The sequence below is a fragment of the Leclercia sp. W17 genome (genome assembly GCF_003336325.1).
GTDB lineage: Bacteria > Pseudomonadota > Gammaproteobacteria > Enterobacterales > Enterobacteriaceae > Enterobacter.
This window is the reverse complement of sequence record NZ_CP031101.1, coordinates 3,873,642-3,894,178: the sequence shown is the minus strand read 5'-3', so window position 1 is coordinate 3,894,178 and position 20,537 is coordinate 3,873,642. Positions and strand designations below refer to the sequence as shown.

Annotated in this window: 43 protein-coding genes, 1 tRNA gene and 1 pseudogene; 23 read left to right on the top strand and 22 right to left on the bottom strand. The window is 52.5% G+C overall.

The features are described from left to right. Nucleotides 1–19: 19 nt before the first annotated feature. The 22 genes and pseudogenes from DVA44_RS25750 to DVA44_RS19325 form a co-directional block, all read right to left on the bottom strand. On the bottom strand, nucleotides 20–415 hold the full coding sequence (locus tag DVA44_RS25750) for a hypothetical protein (protein ID WP_168194441.1): 396 nt from the start codon (nucleotides 413–415) through the stop codon (nucleotides 20–22). A 139-nt stretch (nucleotides 416–554) separates the two neighbouring features. Further along, nucleotides 555–764 carry a hypothetical protein gene (locus DVA44_RS19415; protein WP_114387882.1) on the bottom strand — a complete coding sequence of 70 codons (210 nt, stop codon included), beginning with the start codon at nucleotides 762–764 and terminating at the stop codon, nucleotides 555–557. 9 nt (nucleotides 765–773) lie between these two features. Further along, on the bottom strand, nucleotides 774–1,169 hold the full coding sequence (locus DVA44_RS19410) for a hypothetical protein (RefSeq protein WP_210405523.1): 396 nt from the start codon (nucleotides 1,167–1,169) through the stop codon (nucleotides 774–776). Beyond that, nucleotides 1,156–1,836, bottom strand: a complete 681-nt coding sequence (locus DVA44_RS26285; protein WP_371413819.1) for a phage protein NinX family protein — start codon at nucleotides 1,834–1,836, stop codon at nucleotides 1,156–1,158. The genes DVA44_RS19410 and DVA44_RS26285 overlap by 14 nt, the downstream gene beginning before the upstream one ends. Further along, nucleotides 1,836–2,054: a TraR/DksA family transcriptional regulator gene (locus DVA44_RS19400; protein WP_114387881.1), complete on the bottom strand. Its 219-nt coding sequence runs from the start codon at nucleotides 2,052–2,054 to the stop codon at nucleotides 1,836–1,838. Before DVA44_RS19400 ends, DVA44_RS26285 begins: the two co-directional genes overlap by 1 nt. A 108-nt stretch (nucleotides 2,055–2,162) precedes the next feature. Further along, complete coding sequence (locus DVA44_RS19395) at nucleotides 2,163–2,663, bottom strand: HNH endonuclease (protein WP_114387880.1); 501 nt, start codon at nucleotides 2,661–2,663, stop codon at nucleotides 2,163–2,165. A 55-nt stretch (nucleotides 2,664–2,718) separates the two neighbouring features. Next, nucleotides 2,719–2,991, bottom strand: a complete 273-nt coding sequence (locus DVA44_RS19390) for a DUF5405 family protein (protein WP_114387879.1) — start codon at nucleotides 2,989–2,991, stop codon at nucleotides 2,719–2,721. Next, nucleotides 2,988–3,167, bottom strand: a pseudogene (locus DVA44_RS26115) (hypothetical protein); the annotation flags it as partial. The gene DVA44_RS19390 and the pseudogene DVA44_RS26115, both read right to left, overlap by 4 nt. Before the next feature lie 69 nt (nucleotides 3,168–3,236). Then, nucleotides 3,237–3,416 (bottom strand): hypothetical protein, encoded by a 180-nt coding sequence (locus DVA44_RS19380; protein WP_114387878.1) that lies wholly within the window; start codon nucleotides 3,414–3,416, stop codon nucleotides 3,237–3,239. Then, on the bottom strand, nucleotides 3,413–3,742 hold the full coding sequence (locus tag DVA44_RS19375) for a hypothetical protein (RefSeq protein WP_114387877.1): 330 nt from the start codon (nucleotides 3,740–3,742) through the stop codon (nucleotides 3,413–3,415). Before DVA44_RS19375 ends, DVA44_RS19380 begins: the two co-directional genes overlap by 4 nt. Before the next feature lie 69 nt (nucleotides 3,743–3,811). Then, nucleotides 3,812–4,294 carry a single-stranded DNA-binding protein gene (locus tag DVA44_RS19370; protein WP_114387876.1) on the bottom strand — a complete coding sequence of 161 codons (483 nt, stop codon included), beginning with the start codon at nucleotides 4,292–4,294 and terminating at the stop codon, nucleotides 3,812–3,814. Then, nucleotides 4,295–5,020, bottom strand: a complete 726-nt coding sequence (locus DVA44_RS19365) for a Rad52/Rad22 family DNA repair protein (RefSeq protein WP_114387875.1) — start codon at nucleotides 5,018–5,020, stop codon at nucleotides 4,295–4,297. Then, the gene (locus tag DVA44_RS25745; protein ID WP_168194499.1) at nucleotides 5,017–5,175 is read right to left on the bottom strand and encodes a hypothetical protein; all 159 of its coding nucleotides are present in this window, start codon (nucleotides 5,173–5,175) and stop codon (nucleotides 5,017–5,019) included. The genes DVA44_RS19365 and DVA44_RS25745 overlap by 4 nt, the downstream gene beginning before the upstream one ends. Then, entirely contained in the window at nucleotides 5,172–5,369 is a 198-nt protein-coding gene (locus DVA44_RS19360; protein WP_114387874.1) for a thioredoxin reductase, read from the bottom strand. Before DVA44_RS19360 ends, DVA44_RS25745 begins: the two co-directional genes overlap by 4 nt. 66 nt (nucleotides 5,370–5,435) lie before the next feature. Continuing rightward, nucleotides 5,436–5,660 carry a DUF551 domain-containing protein gene (locus DVA44_RS19355; protein ID WP_114387873.1) on the bottom strand — a complete coding sequence of 75 codons (225 nt, stop codon included), beginning with the start codon at nucleotides 5,658–5,660 and terminating at the stop codon, nucleotides 5,436–5,438. After that, a complete protein-coding gene (locus DVA44_RS19350) occupies nucleotides 5,647–5,805 on the bottom strand; it encodes a host cell division inhibitory peptide Kil (protein ID WP_114387872.1) in 159 nt (52 codons plus the stop codon). Before DVA44_RS19350 ends, DVA44_RS19355 begins: the two co-directional genes overlap by 14 nt. Continuing rightward, the gene (locus tag DVA44_RS25740; protein WP_168194498.1) at nucleotides 5,802–5,960 is read right to left on the bottom strand and encodes a hypothetical protein; all 159 of its coding nucleotides are present in this window, start codon (nucleotides 5,958–5,960) and stop codon (nucleotides 5,802–5,804) included. Before DVA44_RS25740 ends, DVA44_RS19350 begins: the two co-directional genes overlap by 4 nt. Beyond that, complete coding sequence (locus DVA44_RS19345; protein ID WP_114387871.1) at nucleotides 5,957–6,196, bottom strand: hypothetical protein; 240 nt, start codon at nucleotides 6,194–6,196, stop codon at nucleotides 5,957–5,959. Before DVA44_RS19345 ends, DVA44_RS25740 begins: the two co-directional genes overlap by 4 nt. 159 nt (nucleotides 6,197–6,355) lie before the next feature. After that, a complete protein-coding gene (locus DVA44_RS19340; protein ID WP_114387870.1) occupies nucleotides 6,356–6,601 on the bottom strand; it encodes a hypothetical protein in 246 nt (81 codons plus the stop codon). A gap of 37 nt (nucleotides 6,602–6,638) precedes the next feature. Next, complete coding sequence (locus DVA44_RS19335; protein WP_139157114.1) at nucleotides 6,639–7,253, bottom strand: hypothetical protein; 615 nt, start codon at nucleotides 7,251–7,253, stop codon at nucleotides 6,639–6,641. A gap of 401 nt (nucleotides 7,254–7,654) precedes the next feature. Then, complete coding sequence (locus DVA44_RS19330) at nucleotides 7,655–8,017, bottom strand: antitermination protein (protein WP_114388455.1); 363 nt, start codon at nucleotides 8,015–8,017, stop codon at nucleotides 7,655–7,657. Nucleotides 8,018–8,378: 361 nt separating this feature from the next. Continuing rightward, nucleotides 8,379–9,029, bottom strand: coding sequence for a LexA family transcriptional regulator (locus DVA44_RS19325; protein WP_114387868.1), 651 nt, complete (start codon nucleotides 9,027–9,029; stop codon nucleotides 8,379–8,381). Between the two features lie 79 nt (nucleotides 9,030–9,108). On the opposite strand from DVA44_RS19325, the gene DVA44_RS19320 reads away from it, so the two are divergent. From DVA44_RS19320 to DVA44_RS19205, 23 genes are all read left to right on the top strand, one after another. Further along, nucleotides 9,109–9,294 (top strand): Cro/CI family transcriptional regulator, encoded by a 186-nt coding sequence (locus DVA44_RS19320; RefSeq protein ID WP_114387867.1) that lies wholly within the window; start codon nucleotides 9,109–9,111, stop codon nucleotides 9,292–9,294. Nucleotides 9,295–9,434: 140 nt separating this feature from the next. Further along, nucleotides 9,435–9,719: a CII family transcriptional regulator gene (locus DVA44_RS19315; protein ID WP_114387866.1), complete on the top strand. Its 285-nt coding sequence runs from the start codon at nucleotides 9,435–9,437 to the stop codon at nucleotides 9,717–9,719. A gap of 39 nt (nucleotides 9,720–9,758) precedes the next feature. After that, nucleotides 9,759–9,905, top strand: coding sequence for a hypothetical protein (locus DVA44_RS26110; RefSeq protein WP_224213928.1), 147 nt, complete (start codon nucleotides 9,759–9,761; stop codon nucleotides 9,903–9,905). Further along, the gene (locus DVA44_RS19310) at nucleotides 9,898–10,752 is read left to right on the top strand and encodes a replication protein (RefSeq protein ID WP_114387865.1); all 855 of its coding nucleotides are present in this window, start codon (nucleotides 9,898–9,900) and stop codon (nucleotides 10,750–10,752) included. The genes DVA44_RS26110 and DVA44_RS19310 overlap by 8 nt, the downstream gene beginning before the upstream one ends. 114 nt (nucleotides 10,753–10,866) lie before the next feature. Next, nucleotides 10,867–12,750, top strand: coding sequence for a toprim domain-containing protein (locus DVA44_RS19305; protein WP_114387864.1), 1,884 nt, complete (start codon nucleotides 10,867–10,869; stop codon nucleotides 12,748–12,750). Then, nucleotides 12,747–13,214, top strand: coding sequence for a transcriptional regulator (locus DVA44_RS19300; protein ID WP_114387863.1), 468 nt, complete (start codon nucleotides 12,747–12,749; stop codon nucleotides 13,212–13,214). Before DVA44_RS19305 ends, DVA44_RS19300 begins: the two co-directional genes overlap by 4 nt. Further along, nucleotides 13,211–13,651 (top strand): hypothetical protein, encoded by a 441-nt coding sequence (locus tag DVA44_RS25885; protein WP_210405522.1) that lies wholly within the window; start codon nucleotides 13,211–13,213, stop codon nucleotides 13,649–13,651. The genes DVA44_RS19300 and DVA44_RS25885 overlap by 4 nt, the downstream gene beginning before the upstream one ends. Beyond that, nucleotides 13,648–13,851 carry a hypothetical protein gene (locus tag DVA44_RS19290; RefSeq protein WP_114387862.1) on the top strand — a complete coding sequence of 68 codons (204 nt, stop codon included), beginning with the start codon at nucleotides 13,648–13,650 and terminating at the stop codon, nucleotides 13,849–13,851. Before DVA44_RS25885 ends, DVA44_RS19290 begins: the two co-directional genes overlap by 4 nt. Further along, a complete protein-coding gene (locus DVA44_RS19285) occupies nucleotides 13,848–14,282 on the top strand; it encodes an ead/Ea22-like family protein (protein WP_114387861.1) in 435 nt (144 codons plus the stop codon). The genes DVA44_RS19290 and DVA44_RS19285 overlap by 4 nt, the downstream gene beginning before the upstream one ends. A 3-nt stretch (nucleotides 14,283–14,285) precedes the next feature. Next, nucleotides 14,286–14,651, top strand: coding sequence for an HNH endonuclease (locus tag DVA44_RS19280; RefSeq protein WP_114387860.1), 366 nt, complete (start codon nucleotides 14,286–14,288; stop codon nucleotides 14,649–14,651). Then, on the top strand, nucleotides 14,648–15,145 hold the full coding sequence (locus tag DVA44_RS19275; RefSeq protein WP_114387859.1) for a DUF551 domain-containing protein: 498 nt from the start codon (nucleotides 14,648–14,650) through the stop codon (nucleotides 15,143–15,145). The genes DVA44_RS19280 and DVA44_RS19275 overlap by 4 nt, the downstream gene beginning before the upstream one ends. A 3-nt stretch (nucleotides 15,146–15,148) precedes the next feature. Then, a complete protein-coding gene (locus tag DVA44_RS19270; RefSeq protein WP_114387233.1) occupies nucleotides 15,149–15,733 on the top strand; it encodes an HNH endonuclease in 585 nt (194 codons plus the stop codon). Nucleotides 15,734–16,152: 419 nt separating this feature from the next. After that, on the top strand, nucleotides 16,153–16,590 hold the full coding sequence (locus DVA44_RS19260; RefSeq protein WP_114387231.1) for a recombination protein NinB: 438 nt from the start codon (nucleotides 16,153–16,155) through the stop codon (nucleotides 16,588–16,590). Continuing rightward, nucleotides 16,583–16,753, top strand: a complete 171-nt coding sequence (locus DVA44_RS19255; RefSeq protein WP_032612199.1) for a NinE family protein — start codon at nucleotides 16,583–16,585, stop codon at nucleotides 16,751–16,753. The genes DVA44_RS19260 and DVA44_RS19255 overlap by 8 nt, the downstream gene beginning before the upstream one ends. Then, nucleotides 16,746–17,381: a recombination protein NinG gene (locus DVA44_RS19250; protein WP_114387858.1), complete on the top strand. Its 636-nt coding sequence runs from the start codon at nucleotides 16,746–16,748 to the stop codon at nucleotides 17,379–17,381. The genes DVA44_RS19255 and DVA44_RS19250 overlap by 8 nt, the downstream gene beginning before the upstream one ends. Continuing rightward, on the top strand, nucleotides 17,378–17,500 hold the full coding sequence (locus tag DVA44_RS19245; RefSeq protein ID WP_114387857.1) for a hypothetical protein: 123 nt from the start codon (nucleotides 17,378–17,380) through the stop codon (nucleotides 17,498–17,500). Before DVA44_RS19250 ends, DVA44_RS19245 begins: the two co-directional genes overlap by 4 nt. Further along, nucleotides 17,497–18,186 carry a bacteriophage antitermination protein Q gene (locus DVA44_RS19240; protein WP_114387856.1) on the top strand — a complete coding sequence of 230 codons (690 nt, stop codon included), beginning with the start codon at nucleotides 17,497–17,499 and terminating at the stop codon, nucleotides 18,184–18,186. The genes DVA44_RS19245 and DVA44_RS19240 overlap by 4 nt, the downstream gene beginning before the upstream one ends. A 102-nt stretch (nucleotides 18,187–18,288) precedes the next feature. After that, nucleotides 18,289–18,364, top strand: a tRNA-Thr gene (locus tag DVA44_RS19235). A gap of 159 nt (nucleotides 18,365–18,523) precedes the next feature. After that, the gene (locus DVA44_RS19230; RefSeq protein WP_061353777.1) at nucleotides 18,524–18,922 is read left to right on the top strand and encodes a putative holin; all 399 of its coding nucleotides are present in this window, start codon (nucleotides 18,524–18,526) and stop codon (nucleotides 18,920–18,922) included. Continuing rightward, entirely contained in the window at nucleotides 18,919–19,200 is a 282-nt protein-coding gene (locus DVA44_RS19225; RefSeq protein WP_113382985.1) for a phage holin family protein, read from the top strand. Before DVA44_RS19230 ends, DVA44_RS19225 begins: the two co-directional genes overlap by 4 nt. Continuing rightward, nucleotides 19,197–19,739, top strand: coding sequence for a glycoside hydrolase family 108 protein (locus DVA44_RS19220; protein ID WP_114387855.1), 543 nt, complete (start codon nucleotides 19,197–19,199; stop codon nucleotides 19,737–19,739). The genes DVA44_RS19225 and DVA44_RS19220 overlap by 4 nt, the downstream gene beginning before the upstream one ends. After that, complete coding sequence (locus DVA44_RS19215) at nucleotides 19,736–20,008, top strand: hypothetical protein (RefSeq protein WP_114387854.1); 273 nt, start codon at nucleotides 19,736–19,738, stop codon at nucleotides 20,006–20,008. Before DVA44_RS19220 ends, DVA44_RS19215 begins: the two co-directional genes overlap by 4 nt. Nucleotides 20,009–20,202: 194 nt before the next feature. Further along, nucleotides 20,203–20,493: a hypothetical protein gene (locus DVA44_RS19205; protein ID WP_114387852.1), complete on the top strand. Its 291-nt coding sequence runs from the start codon at nucleotides 20,203–20,205 to the stop codon at nucleotides 20,491–20,493. Nucleotides 20,494–20,537: the final 44 nt, after the last annotated feature.

The window sequence follows — 20,537 nt, the reverse complement described above, 5'->3', positions numbered from 1 at the left end:
AGAAACCGCCCTCAGGCAGCTATTCGACGTAAACGCCAGGGATATCCCCGGCGACGATTGCGTCGTAAATACAAGAGTAAATATCAACCAAAGAACCATCTTCTCGCGTCTGCCCTGCAACCTCTCGCCACCGTTTATGCATTGCATCGCAAGCGGCATCACGCTTCCTATCTTCTTTTGAGCGTATAGGTCGAAACTGGAGGCTGCATGTTTGATAGCAATCCTCAGTGCCGCCGAAAGTGGTGAAGACGGTATGATGATCAGAAATAAATTTGATAGTAACTGGCATCCAGTCAGCAATTCTTTTTATCTCGCACTCGCAACCAACCGGCGGCCTCCATTCTCCATCCCTAATTGGCTGATGAGAGTTTCCGCTTTTTGATGTAAGTGAAAGAATATCCATATCTGTAGTCATTATTGATGGCGCCGGGCATGCGGTAGAGACCATAAATTTCACCTATAAAAATGCCCTCGCAATGGAGGGCTGAAAGGGGGATAACGTGGCAGTGCATTCGCACCCAATAGCCGACTCAGTGAATCAGCTATCAGTTGCGTCAATCTTCAAGCTGGATGTAGCCTTCTTCCTGGTAATCAGCGCAGCACGCTCGCAGCCCTTCATATTGAACCTGGCCGTCATCACCATGAATCACGCCGTTGTCGATGCTGATCTCTGTTTCCTCATCAATCTGAGATTCCTCAGGCGAGCTACACATCAGCCCGGCGAAACAGGCAATTTCGTAAATCTGCTTAGTCGTTAAGTTCATAATCTCTCCTCATGCCGCACGCATAGCGCGGTGCGATTCTTTGAGAAAGTCGCGGTCAAGCTGCACTTTCCAAACGTTCAGATTCTTCCTGGCTATTTCCGTCATTCCGCCGCCAAGGTGATATTTACTGCGATGGTGACGGCAGCGAATCCATATCCAAATAGCTGCCACCCAGAAGATGAGGGGCCATAAAACAATCCCGGCGGATGCCAGAATCAGCACGGCTAACACCAGTGGTAATTCGCGAAGTTCAGTGCCGAAGAAGTCATAGAAGACATTGCGGATGGCTACGAAAACACCGCCGTACATCCCTGCCGTATATGACATGCAGTCGAAGTAATTGAACGGATAGCCCGCAGCGGCTGCCCAGGTTGGCCGGTTCATGAAGTGCTTAAACGTCAGCATTTGACCCCTCCTGCATCATGAGGAAGATAATCATTGCTGCGCGGAGCGGGCGTGAATGTGCTTCTCCGTCAATCTGCCATTCAACACCGTCAACCCAGTACGCATCTGAGGACGCAAGCCACATGCCATGCTCATATTTGACGAGTGAAATTCCATTGTTTTTAATAATCGGCCATGCGTCCGCCGGGTTGTTGCAGTAATCGAAAGACCTCGTCGCGTAGCCAGTATCTTCATTCCACTCCACGCCAACCAATGACGATCCGCGCTTTGCAATGTCGCAATCGTCAGGAGAAAATCCCTGGGCGATTGCCACAGCCCGGTTTATCTCAAAGTCACTCAGCTTGCTGTAATCCATCAGGCACCTTCCCTCGAAGACTGATATGCCGAAATGCTCACCTGAGTTTTTTACACAGGGAGATGCCAGGCCAAGCTCAAGTGAGCAGGAGAAAACATTCCCGTTATGGTCTGCGGTATAAGCGCTGCCAACCGTCCAGTAACCAGGTGTCACCACTCCGCAACCGCATTCGCACGTCCATTCCAGGCCATTAGGTAGGCTGATCACATCAGTTGGCTCGCGAAAAACTTTAAAATCAATGTGCGGATACTTGTCGAAAATTTGGACTATATCTAGCCGGTAAATATCAGAATCAAATTGTTCGATATCCATCACATCCCCCTCTGCTTATTCCGAAGCTCTTGCTCACCCTGGCACTCAACGCACATCGTGCATCCCGGGTACGCTTTCCGGCGAGCCTCCGGCAACTCTTCATCGCAATCGCTACAGTGCGTCGCAGATACCGCATCACGGTTAATCCGGTGAGCACTCAACGCAGCATTACGCTGCAACTCTTCGACGGCCGATGCTTCGTCTGCAAAATCTGCCATGGTCAGTGCTCCCTGAACTGTTCATTGATGCGGCTGACGGCAAACGCCAGCAATAAAAAAGCCTCTAAAAGAGGCTTGGTGGGTGAGGTTCCAGCTTTCTGTGCCCTGTCACGAATGGGTTCTTGCGTATTGGGAGTGATGTTCTTTTGAAGCCTCAACATATTTGTCATGCGCCTCTTTTGCCGATTTAAAATACCCCAGATGAATCCGCTTCCCTTTAACTCTGATACACGCACGCCACTTATTAGCGGATTTGTTAAAGTAAACACCCGGATACCCTGAGCTATTATTTTTCTGAACCCTTCTATTCCACATGTTTTGCTGGTGAGTTACCGCACGCAGGTTTTCGATTCGGTTGTCTGCCGGGTTCCCGTTTATGTGGTCAATGCCCATCTCAGGAAACTCTCCATGCATATACATCCAAGCGAGCCGGTGTGCGGAGTAGTTGCCGCAATCGATACCAATTTGAATGTACCCAAGGCTGGTTAAGTATCCAGCGGCAGAGCCAACAGGACGCCTGTAGTTTTTTGGAGGTGATATCCAAGTGAAAATGCCTGTTTGGGGGTCATAGGAAAGGAGCTCTTTTAATCGATCTAGCGTCAATTTCATTGGTAACTCCTCGTGAGATTAGAGAACCGCATTAGCGACCCGGTGATTTGAGCTGTCATAAACCGACGGCCTTTGCGAGCGTCTCGCTGACCTTCTGGATGTGGTCACGCAACTCTTGCAAGCTCTGCGCCTCCGACTCCAGAATCTCCTTATGCATCAACTCACGGACAAGGTGCTCAAACTTGCTGTAGTAACCCAGGCGAGAGAGAATTTCCTGACCGGCGTTCTTACCCTCTTTGCTGATTTTCTTCTCGCTCAAAATCAGGTCGTGCGCTGAACCGGTTACGACGTACTTTTCACCGAGTTCGATTCGAATACTTTTGCTCATTGCTCCACTCCGTAGCGCCCATTAAGGCGCCCAATTTCGCTGTTAAATTTGATAAGGCTGATGCCGAGAGGCTCGACGATTTGGTGATATTTTCGGAGGATAGGCGGGACGACTTTATTCCAGTTCGGCTTGGGCTTTGTGCGCATCGCCGCTTTCAGTTCGTCACTGCATCGCCGCTTTCAGTTCGTCACTGCATCGCCGCGCCTGAGAGTGCAAGGCATTCTCTTGTTCGGTGCTCAGTCGCTTCATGCCGCCTCCCACTTATTCATCGCTGATGGGTCTTTCTTATCCCACCCGTTGCGCTCCAGATTTGCCTGCAGGCGACGATCACCAACCTCTTTGATGCTGCGCCCGGTCATCTGCGCGACCTGGTTATTGTTGTAGCGCCACAAAAGCGCCAGCTCTTCGGTAGTCCACGCTTTCATGGCGTCACCCTCATTTCAGGCTTAAGTCGATATTCCATCCCCCCGAGGCACTTCCCGCCGAACTCCTGGCCCCACGGCGTCGCATCACACATCTCCTTCACCATCTCCAGCTCAGAAGCAGTGATGTACTCGCTTTTCTCTTCCAGAGAGCCACCCCATCCTGCATAGAACGATTCGTGAGTGACTAAGTTAATCCCGGCGTTGAAGCATCCGTCGCCAGGGTTAACGCCTGTCCAGTAAGTAGCGATGAAGTTTTTGCTGTCCTTGCTCAGCAGTCGGACAAGCGTCTCTTTCGAGTAGTGGCGTCTGCCAGATATGTGGTGCATAGCGAATTGCGGGTGTGGTTAACCCGTCTCCGTGAGGTGAAATAGGGTGGAAAAGGGGCTAATCAGGCGTTAAAAGGGGATATCGTCATCGAAGTCCATTGGAGGTTCATTTGATTGCGCAGGCGTTGACCGCTGTTGCTGGAGCCCTCCGCTGGATTGATTGCCGGCTTGCTGATTACCTCCTCCTGCCGGTGCGCCTGCGTGCCGTCCACCGAGCATTTGCATGACCCCGCCGACGTTGACCAGCACCTCCGTGGTGTACTTCTCCATGCCTGACTGATCCGTCCATTTCCGGGTGCGCAACTGGCCTTCGATATATACCTGCGAACCTTTACGAAGATATTCGCCAGCTACTTCTGCTAACTTGCCGAACAGCACCACCCGGTGCCATTCGGTTTGTTCTTTCTGCTCGCCTGTCGCCTTATCGCGCCACGACTCAGAAGTCGCCAGGGTGATGTTTGCTACTGCGCCACCACTCGGGAGATAGCGGACATCAGGATCCTGCCCGAGGTTGCCAACGAGAATTACTTTGTTGATGCCTTTGCTTGCCATTTATGCCGCCTGTGTAAGTTCTGAACGTCTGATACCAGTGACGTCTTTGCATTTTTCCTGGTGCTCTGCATAGCCACTAAGCTCCGCCCAGGTCTTTCTGTATTGCTCAGTTAACTTCTTGATGTCCGTTTCGTTATTGGCGTAGGAAGAGAATGCGGCGAGTATCTTGTCCGCATCCACGTTTTGAGGTGGCTCTGGCTCGTTTATATGCTCTGCGGGCTGTGGTTCGCTCTGCTCGTGCACCGACCCGGCAGGCAATGCCCAGGCTGGCAGGACAGGGGGTTTCCAGTAAAACACGCCAACTTCTTTTGATTTGGCATAGTGGAATCCATTTGCCCGCTCCGCTGAGACAATGGCGAATCCTTCCTCCAGGTTGTAGAGATAACGCCCGATCCCCCACTGCACAGCAGCGCGTTTCATCGCTCCAGATCGCCCGCCTTTAACCGCTTCCACCTGAGTGTTTTCAGCTGCATCCCATTTGGTGATCCACTCTCCATCCACCTTGATGGATATTCCGCACTCAACGCCTCCGTTGTTCGGGATGTCGCGATATTCGTTACGCCAGCCAGCCTTACCGCACACCTCATCTAGGCGCTTCATGATTGCCCGGTTGGTAACGTATGCCAGCACCTTGGCCCAAATCTTGTTACCGCTCTTCCCGGCTTGCTGAATTCGCCACTCGATATCACCTGTGGCGAATGGCTCGTCTAAAAGATTCAGGTTCATGTGAAATCTCCCGCAAATTCTGCCCAGCTGATCACCGGGTTCTGGCGTCCTGCAGCCAGGTTAACCGGTTCGTCATCGTCATCCGGCGTATCGGGGATCACGTCACGCATCAGCCTGACGAAAGCATCTTCATCCCAGCGCTCCATAGCACTCATGCTGCACGCTCCTGCTGGATGATGGTGTAGCCCTGATCAGCCAGCCATTGGATGATGACAACGCCATCAAGCTGGTTAAGCACCTCTCTGGTATCGACGGTTCCAGCCAGCACCACATCTTCAAGCTCAAGCCTGATTGTGTTGCGCTGACCTACAGACGTGCGCATCTCTGCGCACTCGCATGTGATGTTCATGGTTACTCCTGAATATTTGCGTCACCCGGCACCGATTGGCTGCCAGATGTGAAATGGGGTGGGGGATTACTCGGTCGGGTTGTCGGGGATGGGTAGCCAGTGCGTTACTTCGTCATCTTCCCAGCCTTGCCCGTCATTGTGGAAATCGTCCCAGTACAAGAATGCGTCGAAGGCGTCCTCATGCGAGGGATATTCCCACTGCCGAATTCCGAGATAGACATCACCATTGCGAAGTATTAACACTGCTTCTTCAGGTGGTGGCATCTCTTCGCTGCACTTAATCCATTCCATTGCAGCCTCCGCGCTTATATCTCGGTATGCCCATAGCCACGCGCATCTTTTCCATGGCTCGCTGCCAGAGCTTCCCGTCTCCAAGAACCTGAGCTATGGCCAGCTCACCCTGGGCGACCTGTAACAGGTAATGATTGATGGTCATGATTGCTTCTCCACCTGCTCAAGTAACCCGGCCAGTTGCATCTGCTTGCGGTCCATCGTGAAAGTCTCGCGCGGCTTATCGACTGAACTCAGGCGCCACTCGTTATCGTTTAACTTAGATGCGGTGTTCTGCTTGCCGTTGTGGGTGACTGTCATGAGGCCTCCCGGGCACGGAGCATGGCGTCAGCCTGAGCATATGCGGCGCTGGCAATCAGCGACTGCTCGCTGGGTTCGAGGGCTAGTGATACTGAAGCCATGGCTTTTGCCGCAAAGTAGTCACGCAGCGTCATGCCGCCGGAACTAATTTCGAATCCATGGAGGTGACCTTTCTCGTCTCTCTCAACAACGCTATCTACCGGGAAAGCTCGCCCGCCATTATCTTGTTTGCTCATAATCATCTCCGCGCTTAAGCCGCGCCGCTGAACGTAAAACCCCCCTACGCATATATGCGAAGGCCAAAAATGTTGGCGGTGGATGGCCGCCGTCTCATAACTGAGCAACCTCTGTGAAGTTGCTGGGGTATGAGGCAATAAAAAACCCGCCGGAGCGGGTTAGTCGTAGGTTAGGCCATGGTTTTCGTACTCTTCACCGTAACCATCAAGCTTCTCTTCAAGCATTTCGCGGAGCTTGTTTTTGCCGTGACGCATTACTCCAAAATGGAACACTTCATTAAGCAAAGCGTCTGCATTGTTTTTGCCGCTGAGATTTACTTTTGGTATTTCAATAGTGCTGCTGCCTTTGATGGTGTCTATCTTCAAGACGCATTTACCAGATAGCTGAACCTGCTTATCTGCCATACCCTTACCCTCTGTAGTTACCCGCTAAAAGGCCGCGTTATGCGACCTGTTTGACTGAACGAATTGTTGTCCATGACACCGAATGCTCTGCCGTCAGCTTGAAGTGACGCTCGCATTCATAGCATTGATGCTCTTCCTGGCAGGCGTCGTATGATTCATCGGTGGATATTTCAGCTTTACACCATGGACATCTGGCTTCGGCTTCGTGCCAAAAATCCATCTCATCGTATTCATCATCAGGCACGATCCGGGCCTCAGCTTCTGCGAGACGCTGTCTGTTAATCTGTTCCTGACAGTCATTGCAACGCCATCCACCACTGCAGCCCCATGCTGTCGTCGTACTCTTTCTGTTTCCGCCACAATCAACGCATACATCATGCTTCTGGCAACGGGAATACGCCCATTCTTTAGGCTCCCCATTGCAATGGTCGCAGCCTTCAACCCAGTGCCAAACCCCATCAATTTCCTTTGAATACCAGCTCTTTTCTGGAGGAGTGATTTCAAAATCGCATTCCTGAATGCATTTCCCACCCTGGATAATTCGCTTCCCAAACATCTGAGTGCTGCCACTTCTTACCCGCTCAATCCCAGGGAAGAGGCGAGGGTCGTTTATGACGCCCCGGATAATCTCCCCATCAATTCGTTTGCCCATACCCTCACCCCTTTGTTTATTCACCGCAGGCCACTCGTAAATGACCTCTGGTGAAGGCCGCCTACGCGACCTGTGATGCCCAATGACGAGCCTGCTGCCGGTTTACCCACGCCAGTTTGACCCAAAGGTCGTGAACGCCATCCCCACGGACCGTAGACTTGCACTTGCCGCGATAGCGTTTGTATTCATCACGACATTCACTCGCAAAAACTGAAGCTGTATTTCTCATCACCTAACCTCATTCGCTGTTACTTTGAAATATTGCCGCCGGGCATCGCGTATCTTCTCCAGCTCGCAGTTCTTCGCTGACTGGTGATACCTGCTGATGTGGCAGACCGGTGTGCGTGGATCGAAGTCACGACCGCATACCGGGCACTTGATGCTGTTCTTCATGGGCCACCTCAGCGAGCCGTAATATGTTTGCTTTTACGGTGACCGGCGGCATAAATCGCCACATCCGGCAGGCACATCCCGCTTTCAATCGGCTTATTGCCGAACTCATTGCTGTAAACGATGGCTGCACGTTCGAGCTGGCGCTTGTATTCCTGGCGCTGCCACGCTGCATCCTGTGCAACGAACTTAATCGGGGTCGCATCTTCAATGCTTGCTGGCGTGTGGTGCTGGCCTTTAGCCTGAACCTGAGCGCGACTAAGGGTAGGGCGATGCATGGTCTCAGCGCTTACGGCAACTGCGCTCTGTACTGCTGCACGACGCTCACGTCGACGACCTGCTGCTGACCCATTGAATGCTGTTCTGCGTGTCATGGTGACCTCCTGATGAACTTTGGTGATTGGATGGCCGGCGCTGATCTCCGGCATTAACAAACCGAGATAATGCTTATCGTTTAAGCTCCCGATGAGCGCATCAGCCTGCGCATTCATCCAATCCCAAAGTTCACTTTGGTTATCAGGCTTTTCAGCCTCGTAGATTCATCACTGAATCGTTGTCGGTTCACCGTCCTGGTGAGTGCTGCTTCCTGTTGATGGGATAAATTTAAGACATCTTAATTTGATGGTCAAGAGTAATTTGAAGAAAACTTAATTTATTTTTCGTGAGTGAAGGGGAATTGAAGTGGCGCTTGATTTGCTGGGTGTGAGAAGAAAAAAGAAAAGGGCCAGACGGCCCTTATGGAAGATTTGCTATTTTGGCATCGACTACAACGCCGATAATCTTGCAGTTCCCGTCAACCTCAATCATCTGGTATTGGGGGTTAAGTGGTTTGAGGTATTTACGCCCGGCGTCGACTACGTATTTTTTGAAGGTGGCCTCGTTCACACCCTCTAATTTGGCGACGACCAGTTTTCCACTTCGAGGCTCTACTTCTGGATCAACCAGGATAACCATTCCTTCCGGGATGCTTAACCCTACTGGTGACGTCATCGAATCACCTTGTACATCAAGCCAGAAAGAGTCCTCAGAGCACTCCACTGTTGTGTCGTACCAGTGATCAATCGCCCGGCGGTGATAAGGTTCTACAGCTTCCATCCATTGCCCTGCGCTTACCCAGCTGATAAGAGGGTAGCTACCTTTTGGTTTATTCAGTCCATGATAGGCGACGTTTGCCTGGCTTTGTTCACCATTGTGCAGATAGGTTGGAGAGCAGTTAAGCGCCTTCGCCAGGGCAAGCAGGTTATCACCTTTCGGTTCTGTCTCGCTTCGTTCCCACTGCGAAATCGCAGCATTAGACACACCCACCATTTTGCCGAGTGCATCCTGCCTGATCTTCATCTCTTTGCGTCGCGCACGAATGCGTTCGCCCATCGTTTTCATATTCATAGTTAAGTCATCTTAAATCTTCTTGACTTAAGTTTCCTTTAGTTGATAATTTAAGTGTTCTTTATTTCGGAGCGAGTCCATGTACAAAAAACAAGTTATCGACCACTTCGGAACCCAGCGAGCAGTAGCGAAGGCTTTAGGCATTAGTGACGCCGCGGTTTCACAGTGGAAAGAAGTGATCCCGGAGAAAGACGCCTATCGTCTGGAAGTGGTTACAGCTGGCGCTCTCAAATACAACGAGGCTGCTTACCGGGCTGCCGCGTAGGGTTTCAAGTAACACCTGCATTTCACAACGGCCGTCCGGCCTACGTAGCTGAAAAGCTAATCCAAGTAAAACAAATCAAACATGGCTCTGCGTGTCTGCGCATGGCCTTTAACTATTTCAACACAAAGGAATTATCACAAATGGATAACACAACCACACGAAACAAAGATCAGGCTCGAAAAATTGAGTCCTGGATCCTGAATCAGATTGCTATTCGCGGTGCATCAAATGTTGCAAAGGCGCTGGGGATGGATAAGTCGGGCATCACCCGATGGAAGGAAAGCATGTTGCCGAAGCTGTCGATGTTACTGGCCGTGCTGGAGTGGGGCGTCGTTGATGAGGATATGGCGCGGCTGGCAAAGCAGGTTGCTGAAATTCTCACAAAAGAAAAACCCCAAGCGAGCGGTAACTCGTTCGGGGCTTAGATCACTGTGTTACGCCAACACATTTAATCAGGAGTAATTATGCCAAAAAAACCTCGGTTATACCAGGCGGCAGTACACAAAAATATTGCTCGTGACCGGTTCATCAAATCCTGTAACCCGGCTGTTGGCGTAAAGCTGAGAGCCATCATCGAAGAACTAAAGCGGAAGGAGAACGGTCATGAGTAGCCCTGCAACAGTAACACCAATCAGGCCGTCTCTGACGGTCGTGGAGCGTCGTGTGGCAGAACTCGATGATGGGTACGCCAGGCTGTCAAATATGCTCCTTGAGGCTTATTCAGGCGCTGATCTGACCAAGCGACACTTCAAAGTGCTGCTCGCTATTCTGCGTAAAACCTACGGGTGGAATAAGCCGATGGACAGGATCAGCGATTCTCAGCTTAGCGAGATCACAAAGTTGCCGGTCAAACGGTGCAATGAAGCGAAGTTAGAGCTCGTCAGAATGAACGTCATCAAGCAACAAGGTGGCATGTTCGGGCCTAACAAAAACATCGATGAATGGTGCATCCCTCAAAACGAGGGGAAATCCCTCAAAACAGGGGATAAAACATCCCTCAAATTGAGGGAGTCGAATCCCTCAAAACAGGGGGACACAAAAGACACTATTACAAAAGACAATAAAGACATTAAAAACACTCTGCCCGAACAAGTTCGAGCGGAGGACGAAAAACCACCTCAGCCTTCAAACAAACACCAGGCAACCGATGAGGCATTCGAGAAGATTTTCTGGATTGCAGGAATGCGGAAAGACGGCAAGAAAAATGCAGCCTCAGCATTCAGAACTCAGTTCAAGGAATGGCGTGCCGCCACCAAAGGTACGGCAGAGCAATTCGCTTCCATGCTGGCAGAAGATATCGCGTGTCGGCTAGGAAAACAGTTCGGGTTTGATCGCCTGCTTCCATCCAGTTACCTAAATGGGCAGCGATGGAATGACCAGAAGCCATCTGCAGAACCCGAATCATCCGGCCAGAAGCCAGCCGTGACCGTAAGCAATAGCGGATACGTTTTCTTCTGAGGTGACGATGAAATCACGGGTCAAGGCATTGCTGATTGCCGGTTACAACCACGGCTTACTGAGTGATGGGTTTGTCCGGTACTGGTTCAATAAGTTTGATTTGAGGGCATCATGATGACGCCAAGTGAATTGAGTGACCTGCTATGGAATCAGGTCGAAAGGGTAGCGAAATACCTACTGCCGAACGGGAAGCGAGAAAGCCACGAATGGGTGGCCGGCAGTATCAACGGGGAGTCAGGTAAGAGCCTCAAGGTTAATCTGGCAGGGAAGAAAGTCTGGTCTGATTTTGCAGAGGGAACCGCTGGCGATCTTCTCGACCTCTGGGTAGCCGTCAGGGATTGCGGGTTACATCAGGCGATGACCGAAGCCAAAGAGTTTCTGGGCATCAAGGACGACGACCACCACTTCGCAGCAAAGCAGCAAAAGAAATTCTCCCGGCCAGATCGCAAGAAAATCTCCCGTTATCTCACCAAAACCGAAAAGCATATCGAATATCTTGCCACTCGCGGGATCTCCGCAGAGACGGCGAAGCTATACGAGGTTGCCGCGGCTAAGGTCTGGAACGGAGAGAGAGAGCTGGACGCACTGGCATTCCCCTACAAGCGTGACGGTGAGCTGTTGCAGGTCAAGCGCATCAGCACAGAACGGCCTGACGGGAAGAAGGTCATCATGGCTGAGGGTGATTGTGAGCCGTGTTTGTATGGCTGGCAGGCTATCCCGAAGAACATGCGGATCGTCATCCTGTGCGAAGGTGAAATCGACTGCATGAGTTACTACCAGTACGGCTTCCCGGCGCTGTCTGTGCCGTTCGGGGGTGGTAAGGGAGCCAAGCAGCAGTGGATTGAGTTCGAGTATCACAATCTGGACCGGTTCGACGAGATCTGGATCAGCATGGACAGCGACGAAGTAGGCCAGACTGCCGCCAGAGAAATTGCAACCCGCCTCGGTGAACACCGCTGCCGCCTGGTAAAACTACCCCACAAAGACATCAACGAGTGCCTGATGGCTGGCATCTCTTCCGATGACATCGTGGGATATCTGGAACGGGCATCATTTTTCGATCCGGAGGAGCTTTACAGCGCCAGGGAGTTTTATCAGGACACCATCAACGCCTTCTACGGCAAAGAGCAAAGCCTGTTCTACAGCCCGTGGGAATGCCTGAATCACAACTTCGCGTTCCGCCAGGCCGAGCTGACACTGGTCAACGGTGTCAACGGCCACGGCAAGACCGAGGTGGTGGGACATATGGCACTGGAAGCCATGCGCCAGGGGGTTAAGACTTGCGTCGCTTCACTGGAGATTAAGCCCGGCATCCTGCTGAAACGCCTGACCCGGCAGTCAACGTGCCTGAAACTGCCGCCGCAGCTTGAAATCGAATCGGCTTTCAAGTTTTACGATGACCGGCTATGGCTATTCGGCCTGACGGGAACCGCCAAAGCTGATCGGCTGATCGAAATCTTCACCTACGCCTGGAAACGTTACGGCATCGAGCTGTTCATCATCGACAGCCTGATGAAATGCGGAATAGGGGATGACGACTACAACGGCCAGAAAGCCTTCGTAGACGCGCTGTGTGACTTCAAGAACAAAACCAATACTCACGTCCTGCTCGTTACCCATAGTCGCAAGGGAGACAGCGAGGAGAAGCCTACCGGCAAGATGGACGTTAAAGGTTCAGGTTCGATCACCGACCTCACCGATAACCTGTTCATCATCTGGCGCAACAAGGTTCGTGAGAAGGCTATTCAGAAAGACCAGCAGGGTGAGGAACTGGACGACAAGGAACGCAAGGCGCTGGCCGCTCCCGCATCTGTCCTGATGCTTGAGAAGCAGCGTAACGGCGAGGGATGGGAAGGCGGGATCCCGCTGTATCTCGATGCAAACTCGCACCAGTTCTTACCCACCGAAACAGCATCCCCGTACAACTACATCGCCAACATGCCGGTCTCTGAATACAACGAGGTCTGGGCAGGCGATAACGTGAGGCAAGGCACATGAACACCCGAGAAAAAATACTTCACCACCTTGAAACCAACAAACCTACATCATCCAGAGAATTCCACACTTTAACCGGCGCACCAAAATCCCGCATTACCCAACTCCTCCGGGAACTCACAGAATCAGGCCAACTTGAAATCTACAGCGCCCATAACGGCATCAAGCGTTATCGGTTGACCGAGCTTCATGCGAACCGGCGTAAAGCGGTACTGGACTATCTGGAGGCTGGAAACGAAGGAGCTTCATCGGCTATTGCAGCCGCGACAGGTCTTGAGATGCAAGTCACCTCGCAAATTCTTGCATCACTAAGCAAGCAGGGGGAGGTTCACCGGCAATGGCTGGGCCGAGCGAAAGTGTGGCACTACAGTAAGAGCGCACCGTACATCTTTGGCATGGCCAACCCTCTTAACAACCTATTCAATCAGTGCCTGGCATCAGTCAGGGGCGGGAGAGCAGAAGCATGAATGAGCGCGAGCAATTAGCGAAAGATAACGGGATGACCATCGAGTTCGTGAACTGGTTTTTCGACAACAAGAAAGACGGTTGCGGAAACGCCTGGTTCATCATGATGGCTGCCATGTGGGAAGGCTGGAGTGGTCGGGAAGCCAAGTGCGCGGCGCTGGCTGCGGAGTTATCACAGGCCAAATCAGTTGTTAGCGAGTGCCGGGAATATTTTATCGCTGGAATCATGAACCGAATCAGACCAACAAACGAAGGGTACCTGCACATGAGATGCGACACCCTGGGGGATGAAACCCCAAGCCACGACGCCTTCCTGGCTGAAGTGCGGGCTCAGGGTGTGGAGATGTTTGCTGCACTCCTCACAGAAATGGACATTAGCTGCACCGAAAGAGGCGCACTTACCTTCGCCACCCAACTTCGCCAGGAGGCCGCCCAATGACTCGCATCCGCAACTTCGGCTGGAATCGCCTGAAACTGGCAACCCTGTCATTCGAGCAGCTCAACGAGCTTGAGGGGCAGGTGAAGCTCGAACACGCCTGCAAAGACGGCATCCACATGTACGACAAGGCAGGCCGCAACAAGCTCGACGCTCTGAGCTGGGCCGTATACAACAAGCAGAAGCAGGGAGCAGCCCAATGAGCAACATCAACAAACAGCAATTGCGTGAAGCTGCACAACAATGCTCTGCGCAGGAACCGTTAAGGATTGTCGAGTACCACGGGAAAATGTGCCTGCGTAACAGTGGTGGGATTGTGTTCACCGTTCTGCGCGACAGTTCATTCCCTGAATATTCCTCGGAGAACGAGAATTACGCTCGGCTCGCAGAGTTATCGACTCCGGACACCATGCTGGCGCTACTGGATGAGCTGGAAGCCGCAGAGAAGCGCATCGCTGAACTGGAACGCGGAAGCAAAGTTATTAAGTGCTGGTCTTGCCAGAAAAGCGTAACGGTTGATCAGGTAACGGCAGAGGATGGATTTTGCCCGTCATGTAACTGCGGCATCGACCTTGAGGACTATGAAACCGCAGAACTGGTAGCCGCTGGAATCATCACTAAGGTGGGGGAGTAGGATATGGCTCTGACGAAAACGCAGCGCGCGGAACTGCGCATGAAATTCGGCGGTCGTTGCGCCTACTGCGGCTGCGAGCTGGGCGAAAAATGGCACGCCGACCACGTTAAGCCGGTGATTCGCTTTGATGGGCAGATGCTTCACCAGGAGCGTGACGACATCGCTAACATGGTTCCAGCCTGCCACCCATGCAATCTGCACAAGCACTGCAACAGCCTGGATGATTACCGCCGAATCATCGATGACGGCCGCAGAGAGTTCCTGCGCTCCGGCAAGGGGAAGGCGCTGGTCCGCATGGGATTGGTTGAGATGAAATCCGATCCGGTGGTGTTCTGGTTCGAGCAATATCAGGAAGGAGTTTCAGCATGACCAAAGTTACCAAAGAGCGCCTCATCGAGGAGCTGAAATCCTCGACGCAGAACGCCAGTGGCATGTTTGAAATCAGCGAGGACACAATCTGCGCACTTATGTCTATGCTCACCTACGCAGCACCACAGTTACCGCAGCCAGCGGTGCCGGATGAATCCGCGATATTCGAAGCAGCGATTGATATCTGCCGGAAGTCAGACGCCATTGACGAGTATGCATGGAATCGTGGTGTCCTGGCGGTAATGTCTGCTTTTCGCGCCTGCAGCGCCGCCATGCTTCAGGGTGCCGAACCTGCTCAGGGGTGGATTCCGTGCAGTGAGCGGATACCGACTGAAATCGGGCGTTACTGGTGCTACGTCGAAGAGCAGAACAGTCTGGGTAAATCCCACTACCAGTGGAATTGCTCATGGAATGGTGACCGGTGGTGGGTTGAAAGCGAAAATGGCGGCCGGGTTACTCATTGGATGCCACTGCCAAACCAGCCGAAGGAGTGATTCATGGAATTCTTACCAGTTGTAGGTTGGGAAGGAATCTATCAGGTTAATGAACGTGGGGTTGTACTAAGCATCCCAAGAGTAATTATTAGGCGAGATGGCACCAAGCAGAGATTTAAAGGTAAGCAGCTAAACCCGTTCCTTAACTCGGATGGATATTGCGTTGTAAGGCTGAGCGACGCTTCAAATGGCCGAAGGGAAATTGCAAGGATACACAGGCTGGTTGCAGAGGCATTTTTGCCAAATCCTGATGGTAAGCCTGAAGTAAATCATATCGATGGGGATAAATCGAACCCACAACTAAGCAATCTGGAGTGGGTTACATCTCAGGAAAATAGACAACATGCGTGGGATACGGGCCTAAGAAATAGATCCCACCTGCCAGCACACAAAGGGGAAAAACAGGCTAACTCGAAATTAAACGATGAAAGCGTTATTGAAATAAGATCACTTCGATGTTCTGGAGCTTCCTATGGGGTTCTGTCTAAAAGATATGGAGTGTCGAAACGAACAATAATTAGGGTTGTTACTGGCGAGTCATGGTCTCACTTACCATTGCCAGCAGCACCGCAACAGGAGGTGAAGTGATGACGTTATTCACTCTGCCGAAGTGGGCTGCGCTTGCGTTAGCAATTCTAATCTGGCCTGCATTAAGCCTGGCAATGTCTGCGTGGTTATTCATCGAGAGCGGCAATAGCTTTATGGGGTTCGCGTCGGGAGTATTTGCATCATGCGTCATTTGGGATGTGCGTAAAATCAGACGTGCATTCTTCAATGGCTGACGCACTTCTGAAATAAAATCAGGCCTCTCCGGAGGCCTTTTTCTTGCGTTGATAATTCAGACTCAACGAGCCATAATAACAACGCACCGGCCTGAACAACCGGTGTCCCCTGCGCATATAATGGGGACGTTATATGCGACCACAATCTGAACATCTTCACCTGTCACCGATGCAGAAATGCACCGGCGATTTTCTGCATTCTGCGTTACCTCTCGGAGGTGGCGTATGAAGCAGCAATTCCTCCTCCGTAACACCAACATCCGCGCCAATGCCATCAACGCGATTAATCAGCTGCAGCTCGACGAGAAGCGCCCGGTCGTCATCGAGATAAAAGAGATGACCCGTTCCATCGACCAGAACGCAAAGCTCTGGGCAATTTTGGGCGACATCAGCAGCCAGGTTGAATGGCATGGCCGCAAGCTCTCCTCTGAATCCTGGAAACATATCTTCACCGCCGCGCTGGTTAAGCAGGAAGTCGTGCCGAATCTGGCCGGTGATGGCTTCGTGGTGCTGGGCCAGTCAACCAGCAAGATGACCGTCGGCCAGATGCGTGACCTGATCGAGCTTATCCATGCCTTTGGTGCTGAGCGTAACGTCCGCTGGGGCGACGAATCACGCCTGGCTATGGAATGGGCTTCCCGCTTTGGAGGTGTCCGTGGCTAGTCCTCTCGCTCGCATCATCACCAACGAAATCTACCGTGTCCGGACGCGCCGCAAGCGCAAGCCGGAACTCAAGCCATCTGAAATCCCAACCCTCAAGGGCTATACCGCCCGTCTTGTCGATCAGAAATGGCTGCGCCTGGCAGCAAGGAGGAATCATGCGTAAGCCAGCCCGCCGCAAGTGCAAGGTATGCAATGAGTGGTTCTTACCGCAATACGACAACATCCGTTGGTGCTGCCCGGCTCACGGCGCTATCTACGCGCTGGAGCTGCGTGCCAAGGAGAAGATTAAGGCTGAGGCCAAGCGCATCAAAGCGCAGAAGGAAGCCGAGAAGGAAGGACGTCAGCGTCGCAAGAAGAGACTGGCAGAGTTAAGACCTGCCGGGTACTACAAGGCTCAGGCTCAGCAGGCTTTCAATGCCTACATTCGCGCTCGTGATGCCGATCTGCCATGCATCAGCTGCGGAGAGACCAATCCACCCGATCTGCACGGCGGCCAATGGGACTGCGGACACTTCAAAACAGTCGGTGCTAATCCAGAGCTGCGCTTTGAAGAGCGCAACGCCCATAAACAATGCAAATCCTGTAATGCCGGTGCGGGTAAGTACACCGCCAAAGAGGCGACGGTCGCTCAGCAATATGAAGCCGGTCTGGTCGCTCGTTACGGGCAGGAATATGTCGACTGGCTGAATGCCCCCCACGAAATGACCAACTACCGCCGCGACGACTTTATCCGTATCCGCGACGAGTACCGCGCAAAACTCAAAGAACTGAAAAGGCAGGAGGCAGCATGACCCGCGACCAGATAGCCCGATACCAGGCCGAAAGCGTCATGCGCGCCAAACAGCCGCCAGTAGCAAAGCACAGCCAGAACCAGACCAAAACCAAACAGCCAGAGAGGGCCGCAGCATGATTTCTCAAGACCTGGAATTTGTACGCCAGCAGCTGATCGTTGCGACTGCCGATCTGAGTGGAGCAACTAAAGGCCAACTGGTCGCCTTTGCTGAAAACGCCATGTTCACAGCCACTCCTCGCAGCCGTTCCCGAGTGAAGGTGATTAACCCGGCGAACGGGAAGCTGGTTAACCCGAGCAGCCCGCCGATCCCCGGGCAGCAATCGCGTGCTAAAGGGTCGCATATCCCGCTGGTTCAACCGGTCGAATACTCCACTGCGTCTTGGCGGCGCGCTGTCTTATCGCTGGATGAACATCAGAAGGCATGGCTACTCTGGAACTACAGCGGCAAGGTTAGCTGGGATCATCAAGTGGCGATAACTAAATGGGTGTGGGCTACGTTCCAGACACGTATCGCAGGGAAGAGGGTGGCAAAGAAAACCATATCTCGAATTAGAGATTTTGTCTGGCTATCCGTTCAGGACGTCAGGTCTGAACTGGCAGGAGAGGGCGCGGTTGAGCATCAGAAACTGGCAGAACTTACCGGGGTGAGCAAATCAACATGGTCAGAGACATATCTGCCTCATTGGGAAGTGCTGAGAGAGATATGCGTGGGACTTGATAAGACGGCTTTACTAACTGTTTCGCGATCACGTTCACAACAAAAGGCAGCAAATTACGACATAAGTCTTGCAAAACCGAACTGAAACGCATATATTTCATGTAAATCTGATATTGTGCCAATGTTGTATGCACTGGCGGTATCAAAGAATTCGAGCCTGAGGTTAACGCCTCGGGCTTTTTTATTGGCTGATTTAGCTCAGTAGGTAGAGCGCCTGCCTTGTAAGCAGGATGTCGGCGGTTCGATTCCGTCAATCAGCACCAGAACCCACTACTTGGGACTATAAGCGCATAGCGCAACGCAGCACCCATCGATTGGCGGACCAGAACCCGCCTTTTTTATTTTCGGGCTCCGGGAATCACTATCAATACGTCTCGTCGTTAATTCATCCCGAGAGCCCGACCTCTACACATGGACCACCTATGTCTGAACCTCTAACCATTGCTGGCGGTGTCACGTCCGCAACTATCGGAGTGACGTTCGCATCTCTGTTCCCCGAGGCAACGCCCGGCGTAATGCTGTGCGCGCTGGCCGGTGCAGCAATGTACGTTCTGACATCCGATCCACACCAACTGTGGAAGCAGTTCCTGTTCGCTGTCATCAGCTTTGTCGGCGGGGTTTTCTTCTCGGTACCGATGGCGAAGATACTGGCCGGGGTGATTAATACCGCTCTTGGCCTGTTGCAGCCGCCGGTAAGCATCGAAGTATCCCCGAACATCGGCGCGCTGGTTTCCGCTTCCATCTCTGTCGCAGTCCTGTTACGCATCCTCGCCAAATCAAAACGGGGGAAAATGCCGGGACTGGAGGAGGAAGGTAAATGACATGGCAAGCCATCGTTCTTGATGTAAACGCCATTATCTGCGCGCTTATCGCCATCCGGCTGATGTTCTTCAGTAAGAGCGGAAAGCGACACCGTCCTGCTGTGGCATGGATGGCGTACATGATGATCCTCGCCGCCGGTTTTACGGCATTCCGTATCCTCTACGGGAAATACCTGCAGGTTGACCCGGGCGAACTGATGCTGAACATCGCTATCTGCATCGCCGTGTGGCGCTCCCGCGGCAATCTCGCAAAAGTATTCCAGAAGGCCGGGCAATGACCAAAGACGACATCTTCAATGCCATCCTCGGAAAAGAGGGAGGTTACGTTAATCACCCGAACGATAAAGGCGGCCCGACGAACTGGGGGATCACTCAGGCAACGGCCCGCGCCCACGGTTATACCGGTGATATGCGTGACCTGACCCGCGAGCAGGCTCTCAACATCCTCGAGGCCGATTACTGGTACGGGCCACGCTTTGACCAGGTTGCAACTGTCTCCCCGCTCATCGCCGCCGAACTCTGCGATACCGGCGTGAACATGGGGCCATCGGTACAGGTGAAGTGGTTCCAGCGCTGGCTGAACGTATTCAACAATCAGCAGCAGTTCTATCCCGACCTGATCGCCGACGGTCAGATTGGCCCTCGCAGCATCAGCGCGTTGAAGTCCTTCCTGGCGAAGCGCGGTAGTGAAGGAGAAACCGTATTGCTCCGTGCACTGAACTGCAGCCAGGGTCAGCGTTATCTCGAACTGGCAGAGCAGCGCCCGGCTAACGAGTCATTCGCCTATGGCTGGATGCGGGAGCGCGTAAGCCTATGACCAGACTGAAAGCTATCCTGGCTGGGATCGGGCTCGCCATAATGCTGGTACTGGCCGCATTTGGTATTGGCGGTATGCGTGGCCGGGAAAAGGCCGAAGCAGAGGCAGAAAAGAAACGTACCGACGAGAACGCCGCTGCCACCAAAGCAGCTGCAGAGCGTCGCGTCGAAGTTACCAGGGAGGCCAGCAATGTTCAGCAGACTGTTAACCATATGCCTGATGACGATGTCGATCGCGAGCTGCGTGCAAACTGGACCCGCAAAGGTTGAGGTAATCGACACCGGGTGCGACTGGGTCAGCGTCATTCGGCTTACTGAGCACGACATCGAAGTGATGGATCGCCAGACGAAGAAAGACATCCTGGCGCACAACAAATCGTGGCAGGCGAACTGCCAAAGGCAAATATTCCCCTGAGCGGATAAATCAAAAATAACCCCTGCGACAGATAATGACGGAGCCCGTAATGGCAAAGAGCAATCCTTTTCGCGTTGTCGGCGATGATGGAATAGATCCTGAGCTTGAGCGGCGAAAAGAACTCTGCCGTCAGGTGCTGAAAGACATGCTGCAAAAGGTGGATGACGAAGATGTTCAGTCGATCTGCTTTGTTGCCGTAACCCACGATGGCGACATTGTTCATGGACGGAGTGTGGAGACAGACTATCACGCTATCCTGGGCGGATTGAGTCGCCAGTCTTACGTTGTCAACCAACTTCTCGATCAGGTTAACGCCAATTCATCAGAGCAAGAGTATTGAGGTGGCGCATGGCAACTCAAGGTTTCGACAACCCATCCAAATTC

Coding starts and splice junctions, on each gene's coding strand:
- DVA44_RS25885 (WP_210405522.1), top strand. CDS start 13,211: ATGAATGAGCGCGAGCAATTAGCGAAAGATAACGGGATGACCATCGAG.
- DVA44_RS19355 (WP_114387873.1), bottom strand. CDS start 5,660: ATGGAATGGATTAAGTGCAGCGAAGAGATGCCACCACCTGAAGAAGCA.
- DVA44_RS19215 (WP_114387854.1), top strand. CDS start 19,736: ATGACCAGACTGAAAGCTATCCTGGCTGGGATCGGGCTCGCCATAATG.
- DVA44_RS19340 (WP_114387870.1), bottom strand. CDS start 6,601: ATGGCAGATAAGCAGGTTCAGCTATCTGGTAAATGCGTCTTGAAGATA.
- DVA44_RS19230 (WP_061353777.1), top strand. CDS start 18,524: ATGTCTGAACCTCTAACCATTGCTGGCGGTGTCACGTCCGCAACTATC.
- DVA44_RS19365 (WP_114387875.1), bottom strand. CDS start 5,020: ATGAACCTGAATCTTTTAGACGAGCCATTCGCCACAGGTGATATCGAG.
- DVA44_RS19315 (WP_114387866.1), top strand. CDS start 9,435: ATGGATAACACAACCACACGAAACAAAGATCAGGCTCGAAAAATTGAG.
- DVA44_RS19345 (WP_114387871.1), bottom strand. CDS start 6,196: ATGAGCAAACAAGATAATGGCGGGCGAGCTTTCCCGGTAGATAGCGTT.
- DVA44_RS19270 (WP_114387233.1), top strand. CDS start 15,149: ATGGAATTCTTACCAGTTGTAGGTTGGGAAGGAATCTATCAGGTTAAT.
- DVA44_RS19415 (WP_114387882.1), bottom strand. CDS start 764: ATGAACTTAACGACTAAGCAGATTTACGAAATTGCCTGTTTCGCCGGG.
- DVA44_RS19320 (WP_114387867.1), top strand. CDS start 9,109: ATGTACAAAAAACAAGTTATCGACCACTTCGGAACCCAGCGAGCAGTA.
- DVA44_RS19260 (WP_114387231.1), top strand. CDS start 16,153: ATGAAGCAGCAATTCCTCCTCCGTAACACCAACATCCGCGCCAATGCC.
- DVA44_RS19395 (WP_114387880.1), bottom strand. CDS start 2,663: ATGAAATTGACGCTAGATCGATTAAAAGAGCTCCTTTCCTATGACCCC.
- DVA44_RS19370 (WP_114387876.1), bottom strand. CDS start 4,294: ATGGCAAGCAAAGGCATCAACAAAGTAATTCTCGTTGGCAACCTCGGG.
- DVA44_RS19375 (WP_114387877.1), bottom strand. CDS start 3,742: ATGCACCACATATCTGGCAGACGCCACTACTCGAAAGAGACGCTTGTC.
- DVA44_RS19220 (WP_114387855.1), top strand. CDS start 19,197: ATGACCAAAGACGACATCTTCAATGCCATCCTCGGAAAAGAGGGAGGT.
- DVA44_RS19335 (WP_139157114.1), bottom strand. CDS start 7,253: ATGGGCAAACGAATTGATGGGGAGATTATCCGGGGCGTCATAAACGAC.
- DVA44_RS26285 (WP_371413819.1), bottom strand. CDS start 1,836: ATGGATATCGAACAATTTGATTCTGATATTTACCGGCTAGATATAGTC.
- DVA44_RS26110 (WP_224213928.1), top strand. CDS start 9,759: ATGCCAAAAAAACCTCGGTTATACCAGGCGGCAGTACACAAAAATATT.
- DVA44_RS19225 (WP_113382985.1), top strand. CDS start 18,919: ATGACATGGCAAGCCATCGTTCTTGATGTAAACGCCATTATCTGCGCG.
- DVA44_RS19280 (WP_114387860.1), top strand. CDS start 14,286: ATGGCTCTGACGAAAACGCAGCGCGCGGAACTGCGCATGAAATTCGGC.
- DVA44_RS19350 (WP_114387872.1), bottom strand. CDS start 5,805: ATGACCATCAATCATTACCTGTTACAGGTCGCCCAGGGTGAGCTGGCC.
- DVA44_RS19250 (WP_114387858.1), top strand. CDS start 16,746: ATGCGTAAGCCAGCCCGCCGCAAGTGCAAGGTATGCAATGAGTGGTTC.
- DVA44_RS19240 (WP_114387856.1), top strand. CDS start 17,497: ATGATTTCTCAAGACCTGGAATTTGTACGCCAGCAGCTGATCGTTGCG.
- DVA44_RS19400 (WP_114387881.1), bottom strand. CDS start 2,054: ATGGCAGATTTTGCAGACGAAGCATCGGCCGTCGAAGAGTTGCAGCGT.
- DVA44_RS19275 (WP_114387859.1), top strand. CDS start 14,648: ATGACCAAAGTTACCAAAGAGCGCCTCATCGAGGAGCTGAAATCCTCG.
- DVA44_RS19245 (WP_114387857.1), top strand. CDS start 17,378: ATGACCCGCGACCAGATAGCCCGATACCAGGCCGAAAGCGTCATGCGC.
- DVA44_RS19380 (WP_114387878.1), bottom strand. CDS start 3,416: ATGAAAGCGTGGACTACCGAAGAGCTGGCGCTTTTGTGGCGCTACAAC.
- DVA44_RS25745 (WP_168194499.1), bottom strand. CDS start 5,175: ATGAGTGCTATGGAGCGCTGGGATGAAGATGCTTTCGTCAGGCTGATG.
- DVA44_RS19390 (WP_114387879.1), bottom strand. CDS start 2,991: ATGAGCAAAAGTATTCGAATCGAACTCGGTGAAAAGTACGTCGTAACC.
- DVA44_RS19300 (WP_114387863.1), top strand. CDS start 12,747: ATGAACACCCGAGAAAAAATACTTCACCACCTTGAAACCAACAAACCT.
- DVA44_RS19325 (WP_114387868.1), bottom strand. CDS start 9,029: ATGAATATGAAAACGATGGGCGAACGCATTCGTGCGCGACGCAAAGAG.
- DVA44_RS19310 (WP_114387865.1), top strand. CDS start 9,898: ATGAGTAGCCCTGCAACAGTAACACCAATCAGGCCGTCTCTGACGGTC.
- DVA44_RS19360 (WP_114387874.1), bottom strand. CDS start 5,369: ATGAACATCACATGCGAGTGCGCAGAGATGCGCACGTCTGTAGGTCAG.
- DVA44_RS25750 (WP_168194441.1), bottom strand. CDS start 415: ATGACTACAGATATGGATATTCTTTCACTTACATCAAAAAGCGGAAAC.
- DVA44_RS25740 (WP_168194498.1), bottom strand. CDS start 5,960: ATGACAGTCACCCACAACGGCAAGCAGAACACCGCATCTAAGTTAAAC.
- DVA44_RS19290 (WP_114387862.1), top strand. CDS start 13,648: ATGACTCGCATCCGCAACTTCGGCTGGAATCGCCTGAAACTGGCAACC.
- DVA44_RS19205 (WP_114387852.1), top strand. CDS start 20,203: ATGGCAAAGAGCAATCCTTTTCGCGTTGTCGGCGATGATGGAATAGAT.
- DVA44_RS19410 (WP_210405523.1), bottom strand. CDS start 1,169: ATGCTGACGTTTAAGCACTTCATGAACCGGCCAACCTGGGCAGCCGCT.
- DVA44_RS19285 (WP_114387861.1), top strand. CDS start 13,848: ATGAGCAACATCAACAAACAGCAATTGCGTGAAGCTGCACAACAATGC.
- DVA44_RS19330 (WP_114388455.1), bottom strand. CDS start 8,017: ATGACACGCAGAACAGCATTCAATGGGTCAGCAGCAGGTCGTCGACGT.
- DVA44_RS19305 (WP_114387864.1), top strand. CDS start 10,867: ATGACGCCAAGTGAATTGAGTGACCTGCTATGGAATCAGGTCGAAAGG.